This window comes from Bacillus sp. SM2101, assembly GCF_018588585.1.
GTDB classification, from domain to species: domain Bacteria; phylum Bacillota; class Bacilli; order Bacillales; family SM2101; genus Nanhaiella; species Nanhaiella sioensis.
Genome location: NZ_JAEUFG010000037.1, coordinates 27349 through 35228 on the forward strand (window position 1 = coordinate 27349; position 7880 = coordinate 35228).

The 7880-nt window shown below is 35.5% G+C and carries 4 protein-coding genes and 2 riboswitches; all 4 genes read left to right on the plus strand.

Features of this window, described 5'->3' with window-relative positions; genetic code table 11:
* Positions 1-2: 2 nt before the first annotated feature.
* The 4 genes from JM172_RS21845 to JM172_RS21860 all read left to right on the plus strand — a co-directional run bounded on the left by JM172_RS21845 (position 3) and on the right by JM172_RS21860 (position 7292).
* Positions 3-1220 (plus strand): DUF58 domain-containing protein, encoded by a 1218-nt coding sequence (locus tag JM172_RS21845; RefSeq protein ID WP_214484472.1) that lies wholly within the window; start codon positions 3-5, stop codon positions 1218-1220.
* A complete protein-coding gene (locus tag JM172_RS21850; RefSeq protein WP_214484473.1) occupies positions 1217-3367 on the plus strand; it encodes a transglutaminase TgpA family protein in 2151 nt (716 codons plus the stop codon). The genes JM172_RS21845 and JM172_RS21850 overlap by 4 nt, the downstream gene beginning before the upstream one ends.
* A 100-nt stretch (positions 3368-3467) precedes the next feature.
* A riboswitch (purine riboswitch) is annotated at positions 3468-3569 on the plus strand.
* A gap of 423 nt (positions 3570-3992) precedes the next feature.
* Complete coding sequence (gene guaA, locus JM172_RS21855) at positions 3993-5531, plus strand: glutamine-hydrolyzing GMP synthase (RefSeq protein WP_214484474.1); 1539 nt, start codon at positions 3993-3995, stop codon at positions 5529-5531.
* Between the two features lie 137 nt (positions 5532-5668).
* A riboswitch (purine riboswitch) is annotated at positions 5669-5770 on the plus strand.
* 199 nt (positions 5771-5969) lie between these two features.
* On the plus strand, positions 5970-7292 hold the full coding sequence (locus tag JM172_RS21860) for an NCS2 family permease (RefSeq protein ID WP_214484475.1): 1323 nt from the start codon (positions 5970-5972) through the stop codon (positions 7290-7292).
* Positions 7293-7880: the final 588 nt, after the last annotated feature.

A 7880-nucleotide genomic window follows, 5' to 3' on the forward strand; every position in this document is an offset into this window, starting at 1 on the left:
TTATGAAAAAGGTAAATAATTTTGTACTGTTTTTCGGAAAGTTCTTTTTGATACTTCTATTATTAGCAGGTATATTTGTATATGCGATGTTTCAGGGTGGTTTCGTTAGTTGGTTTTTATTGTTTAGTTTTTTACCGTTTGTATGTTATTCTCTCATTTTAGCAATATACCCTATCAGATTCTTTGAGGTGGAACGTACTATTAATCAAAGTCAGTTTATCGCAGGAGAAAAACTAACGGGAACAATTACGATAAGACGTAAATATCCACTTCCGCTATTATATATTTTAATAGAAGAGACCTTACCAGCATCATTACTCAATGCTATACAATCAAAAAGATCAAAGATTATTGTTTTTTCATGGTTTAAGAGAAGTTATTCGTATGAATATATTATTGAGTCTATTCCAAGAGGAGAATTTAAACTGTCTAACATAAGAGTTAAAACAGGTGATTTTCTTGGGTTAATTGAAAAAGAGCGAAACTATATTGCTGAACACTCAATATTAGTTTATCCGAAGTGTATTGATATGATCTATTCTCAAGGCGAAAACCAATTTGAACAAGGTATGACGTCTTCACGTTTGAAGGTTCATCGTGAAACAGCTGTTACAACAGGTGTAAGAGAATATAGAAATGGTGATCGCTTTTCATGGATTGATTGGAAATCGACAGCAAGAAAAAATACGATTATGACAAAGGAATTTGAGCAACAGCAAAGTAACGATATTGTCGTTTTTTTCGATCGGTCACGTTCTGTAGCATTTGAACATTCGGTTACATTTGCAGCTTCGGTGACTAATGCAATATTACAAAGAGGATCGCAAATCGGATTTATCTCTATAGGAAAAGAAAACGTAGAGATTCCCTTAGGAAGTGGGGGAATTCAAAAGCAACAAATTCAGCATCATTTAGCAAGAGTCAAGGCCGAAGAGGAAGTGGCATTTACTGCGCAGTTAGAAAGTGAAATAGCAAAATACCATCGATCAGTGTCAATTATGCTTATTTCTACACACCTTAACGAAGAAATGATGCAATTTATGAAACGAATGGCTTTAAGTAACGCTAGCATCATCTTTAATCTTGTTAAAGATAATGATGCTAAACCATCAACAGAGGAGCTTCAATTAATTGAAAGCATTGAAAAGAATCGTATCCTACCAAAGATTATATATGGTGAACGTTTCACAGATGTGTTTAATGAGGTGGGTAGACCATGATACGTCAAGATGAACTTTTTAACATGAGGAACATCGTTTTATACGCCTTTAGCCTTTTTCTGTTATGGGAGTGGCTCAGACCATTGACTCTCATTACCGATACTGGAAGTATATCATTATTCCTTGTCTTTTTAGTTATATGTCTTCTATTACTATATTTTCGTATTCGTTTTTGGCTATCACTACTTATAACTGGATTAATCATGTTTTATATGCTCCATACGACCTACCAAGATGGGAGCTTCTTTCAAATTGAGTTGATAAATCTCATATATCAAGAGATATCATATAATATATCCATGGCTTTGGACGGTAATTGGACAGAAATGACAGGTTATTTTCGAAGTCTGCTATTTTTCATTTTGCTGTGGATGATGTGCTACTTGATGCATTATTGGATTGTGCACCAAAAACGTATATTTACCTTTTTTGTTTTAACAATTATATATACAACCGTGATTGATACGTTTACACCATATGAAGCAGAACATGCCATTGTGCGTATATTGGTTATTGGTTTAATTATGATAAGCTTTTTATATTATGAGCGCACGGTTGATACGGAGTTGTTAAATAACAACAGAAGAGATTTTTTCTTCAAATGGTTGTTACCAACATTTGCTATTGTTGCTGTATCTGCTTTTGTCGGTTTTCTCGTTCCGAAAGCTGAACCTCAATGGCCTGACCCTGTACCCTATTTGAAATCGTATGTACTAGGTAATGATGGAACTGGTAGTGGTGTGAAAAAGGTTGGGTTTTCATCAGATAGTTCACAGTTAGGCGGCCCTTTTATTCCTGATGACGAGGTTGTTTTTACGGTAGAAGCAAGTGAGAAGCATTACTGGAGAATAGAAACTGAGGATGTCTATACCGGAAAGGGCTGGGTTTCATCTGAAAGCTCTGGACGACGGTCATTTGATAGATTAATTGAGGTGTATGGTGATTGGTGGTCTTTCGAGAGTGTAGAACAAACTCCTGTAGAAGCACAAATAAATATGATGAAACAACAACCATTTATCGTATATCCGCTAGGACTGACATCAATCGAGGGCGTACCTCTTGAGTTCAACCAAACGACTGAAAGATTATATGTTGAGCGAGACTCAGAGATTACCAGTTTAACATCTTATAGGACACTCTATAATTTACCTGAGTATTCTGTTGAAGCCTTACAAAATGCGAAACCATATGATGAATCAAATCGTTTTATCTATAAGTACCTACAGCTACCAGACACTTTGCCAACAAGAGTACGTGATTTAGCTAAAGAAATTACTGAAGGTAAGGAAACCCAATATGATAAAGTGAAGGCTGTTGAATCGTACTTTGACAGTGTGAATTTTCAATACGAAACAGAGGATGTAGCGATTCCTGGAGAAGAAGAAGATTATGTTGATCAATTTTTGTTTGAGACGATGAAGGGGTATTGTGATAACTTTTCTACATCGATGGTTGTGCTATTACGATCATTGGACATTCCTGCACGATGGGTAAAGGGTTTTACGAATGGAGAAAAGATTAAACATGACGTTTATGAAGTGACGAACAACAATGCCCATTCTTGGGTTGAGGTGTATTTCGAAGAGATTGGATGGGTTACATTTGAGCCTACAAAAGGTTTTACTAATCCATATGATTTTAGACGAGATATTAATAGAGATGCTGCTGAGGTTCATGTACCTGAAGTTCAAAGTCAACAGCCAGAGCTATTACAAGAAGAGGAAGTAGAAGAAGAGGAAGCAAATAAATATGAAGTGGAAAGTAGCTCTAATATATCAATACCATGGAAGCCTATAGTTATTGTCCTTATTACTGCGACCCTCATGTTCTTCATATTAAGAAAAACTAGATTAAAATGGTATCCGAGTGTGATGATTTTGTTATATAAAAACCGAAGGGATGAAGTTGTTTACTTTAAGGCATATGCAGCACTGCTAAAGCAGTTAGCGGTATATGGGCTTGGGCGCAAAGAGGGACAAACATTAAGAGCCTATGCAAGGTATATCGACTCTTATTTTGGTCATCAACAAATGACAGAGCTAACGAAAAGCTATGAAAGAGCATTATATCGCAAAGATAATGCAAAAGACGAATGGGAAAAGTCGGTAGAATTATGGGAAAATTTAATTAAAAAGACAGCATCTTGACCAAGTAGTAGTAGGTTGATAGAATAGTGTAAATTAAAAGATGGAGAATTTTTATTGCTACAACTTTGTTGTTTGGCAGTGGAAAAATCCAGCCAATTAAATACAGCGTATTTTTTTCCTTCATATATCCTTGATAATAAGGTTCGAGAGTCTCTACCGGGTTACCGATAATAACCTGACTATGAAGGCAGTTAATTCTATTTGTACAAAAAAACTAGAATTTCTGCCTTTATATAATAAAGGGGGGATTCTAGTTTTTTTTAGGCTCTTTTCGTAAACTTTGTCGCTTTTTCACTTATATTTGAGTTGCTGATGTGTATTAAAAGATTGTTATAGTCTATTGAGAAGAAAATAATCGTTTTTAGCTCTTATTACGAAATGCAACAATGAATGCGAAGATAGCCTTTTTTATGAAGTAAAGATATCATCACCTTAAATAATCATTGTGCTCATTGATCGCATATGATAATTATTTATATGGTGAAGGCTGAATTTTGGAAGATTTATCATAGCTACTGTGTAACGATCTGTATATTTGTCAATATCATAAGGTATATTTTACCTTGATTTTGAAAAACGATAAAGACAACATACTTGATTGAAAAATTCTATTGAGGTGATAAGCTTGCAACATTATGAAGAAATAGTTGTAGTACTTGATTTTGGCAGTCAATATAACCAATTAATTACGCGACGAATTCGTGAATTGGGTGTTTACAGTGAATTACACCCGCATACAATTACAGCTGAAGAAATAAGAAAGATGAACCCAAAAGGGATAATCTTCTCTGGTGGGCCAAACAGCGTATATGATGAAAATGCTTATCATTGTGATGAGGAAATCTTTGAATTAGGCATTCCAGTATTAGGGATTTGTTATGGAATGCAGTTAATGACAAAACATTTCGGTGGAAAAGTTGAAGGAGCAACCCATAGTGAATATGGTAAGGCAACGATTTCTATTCAAAATGATTCAACCCTATTTCAAAATTTGCCGAAAGAGCAAGTAGCTTGGATGAGTCATGGCGACTTAGTTACTCAAACACCTGAAGGGTTTTCAATTGATGTAACTAGTCCATCGTGTCCTATTGCAGGGATGAGCAATGAGTCTCGTCATTTATATGCAGTACAGTTTCATCCAGAAGTAAGGCATTCTGAATATGGTAATGATGTTTTGAAAAATTTTGTTTTTGAAGTTTGTCATTGTAAAGAGCTATGGTCAATGGAGAACTTCATTGAAATGGAAATTGAGAAAATTCGCAAGACGGTTGGAGATAAAAAAGTATTATGTGCATTAAGCGGTGGAGTGGATTCCTCTGTAGTAGCAGTGTTAATCCATAAAGCAATCGGTGACCAATTAACATGTATTTTTGTCGACCATGGTCTGTTACGCAAAGATGAAGCAGAAGGCGTGATGAAAACATTTAGTGAAGGGTTCCATATGAACGTCATTAAAGTAGATGCGAAACAACGTTTTATGGAGAAGTTACAAGGCGTATCCGACCCAGAGCAGAAAAGAAAAATTATAGGAAACGAATTTATTTACGTCTTTGACGATGAAGCTGCAAAGCTGGAAGGTATTGACTATTTAGCACAAGGGACTTTATATACTGACATTATTGAAAGTGGTACAGCAACGGCTCAAACGATTAAATCTCATCATAATGTAGGTGGACTACCTGAAGATATGCAGTTTGAACTTATTGAACCGTTAAATACACTTTTTAAGGATGAGGTACGAGCACTTGGAACAGAGTTAGGTTTAAAAGATGAAGTTGTTTGGCGTCAACCGTTCCCTGGGCCAGGGTTAGGTATTCGAGTTCTTGGAGAAATTTCGGAAGATAAATTAGAAATAGTGAGAGAATCCGACGCTATTTTACGTGATGAAATTAAAAAAGCAGGCTTGGATAGAGATATTTGGCAATATTTCACTGTGTTACCTAATATCAGGAGTGTTGGAGTAATGGGAGATGCACGAACGTATGATTATACGATCGGTATACGGGCTGTAACATCGATTGACGGTATGACTTCTGACTGGGCGCGCATACCTTGGGAGGTTCTTGAAGTGATATCAACAAGAATCGTGAATGAAGTGAATCATGTAAACAGGGTGGTATATGATATTACTAGTAAGCCACCTGCAACAATTGAGTGGGAGTAAATATTTACACTGAATACTTGTTAAGTAAGGTACTTAAAGAGAATTAGTATTAATCACGAACAAACACGAACATTATTTATATAATGTTCGTGTTTTTTATTGACATGCTCAATTGTGGTTGTTAGAATAAACGAGGACCGAAGTTTGTAAAAATACGTCGTATATTTTTAGTGATATGGGCTAAAAGTTTCTACCTAGCTACCGTAAATGGCTTGACTACGAGGTATAAATTGATGAAATTGTATGGACATAGTAACTTCAAACAATCCAATAATTGAACTTATATTTTGATTTATGCTTATATGTTGTTGGAGTTTGCTATTTGTCTATATTTCCTTTTCTCTCTTTATTCCTATATGTCAACGCCCCCTAGTAGTTAGGGGGCGTATTTTATTACAAATATATGGCGATATCATTCATAAGGGAGAGGTATATATAATGAAAAAATATTTTCAGTTTCAGGAATTAGGTACGAACTATAGAACTGAATTTATTGCTGGGTTAACTACATTTTTATCTATGGCGTACATTTTAGCTGTTAATCCTTTCACGTTGTCATTGGGAGCTATTCCTGATTATCCAGACGAATTACGCATGGATGCAGGTGCTGTATTTACTGCTACTGCTATAGCAGCTGCGATAGGATCATTACTAATGGGGCTTCTTGCAAGATATCCGATTGCATTAGCACCAGGTATGGGATTAAATGCTTTCTTTGCTTTTTCAGTGATCCTTACTTATGAGATACCTTGGCAAACAGCGTTGTCTGGAGTTTTTGTATCAGGGTTAATTTTCATTGTATTAACATTAACGGGTGTGCGTGAAACGATTATTAATGCAATTCCAGCCGAGTTAAAACATGCAGTTGGAGCAGGGATTGGTTTGTTTATCGCATTTATTGGCTTTCAGAATGCTGGAATCATTGTGAATAATGATGCTGTTTTAGTCGGTCTAGGTGACTTAACGAACGGTAAAACATTACTAGCGATTTTTGGTGTTGTTATTACTGTTATGTTCATGGTAAGAAAGATTAATGGTGGCATCTTTTATGGTATGGCTTTGACTGCAATTGCTGGTATGATCTTTGGCTTAATAGATACTCCGGATAAAATTGTTGGGGCAGTACCAAGCTTAGAGCCTACATTCGGAGAAGCAATATTTAATTTAACGAACATAGCTACTGAACAAATGCTATTAGTTATTTTAACTTTCCTTTTTGTAGATTTCTTTGATACTGCTGGAACATTAGTCGCGGTTGCGAATCAAGCGGGGCTAATGAAAGAAAACAAGTTGCCTCGTGCAGGTAAAGCTTTATTTGCTGATTCTGCCTCAACAGTAGTAGGGTCAGTTCTTGGAACGTCAACGACAACTTCTTATATTGAATCATCAGCAGGGGTAGCAGCAGGAGGAAGAACAGGATTCGCATCTATCGTTACTGGAGGATTTTTCTTACTTGCGTTATTCTTTTCTCCACTATTAAATGTTGTAACAGCTGAGGTAACTGCGCCTGCATTAATTATTGTTGGTATTTTAATGGTTTCTTCTTTAGGAAAAATTGCTTGGGATCAATTTGAAATTGCTGTACCAGCATTTTTAACACTTGTAGCTATGCCATTAACATACAGTATTGCAACGGGTATTGCAGTTGGATTTATTTTTTACCCAATTACGATGATCATAAAAGGTAGAGCGAAGGAAATACATCCAATTATGTACGGATTATTTATCGTATTTGTACTTTATTTCGTATTTTTAGTTTAATAGTTTCAGTTTCATATTATAGATGTAGATTTTCTAATCAGCAAAGTGATGCATCATGAAATCCGCATCGTATTATATAAAAGGGCTGTTTTCACATTAATTGCTGATTTACGTATTAAGAAATAAACACGTACACAACTAGAAAATATTTATGTGAAAACGGTATTTGATAAGAAGTCCGACCTTCCGTTATATATTGTATATTAGGAATGCTTGCCTAATGGTGTTGCGATATAATACGGATACAAGGTCGGGCTTTTGTTGATCACCAAGGTGTAAGTAGAAATTAAATCTCATAGATTTTAAATTTCTCCGTAAAAAGTGTTGACTGTAAATCGTATAGATGATATATTATTATCTGTTGCTGTTAACAACAACATCGTGTTAAAAAACATTAAAAAAGTTGTTGACATAAGCAAACAGAAATGTTATATTAGTTAAGTCGCCTCTGAGCGATAGCAACAAAAAATGTTCTTTGAAAACTAAACAAAGCAAAAGCGTCAACGTTAATTTTTTGAACAAATGAGCAATCAAACTTTATTGGAGAGTTTGATCCTGGCTCAGGACGAACGCTGGCGGCGTGCCTAA

Excerpts from the sequence above, each read along its gene's own strand:
- JM172_RS21860 (WP_214484475.1), top strand. The coding sequence starts at position 5,970 with ATGAAAAAATATTTTCAGTTTCAGGAATTAGGTACGAACTATAGAACT.
- JM172_RS21845 (WP_214484472.1), top strand. The coding sequence starts at position 3 with ATGAAAAAGGTAAATAATTTTGTACTGTTTTTCGGAAAGTTCTTTTTG.
- JM172_RS21850 (WP_214484473.1), top strand. The coding sequence starts at position 1,217 with ATGATACGTCAAGATGAACTTTTTAACATGAGGAACATCGTTTTATAC.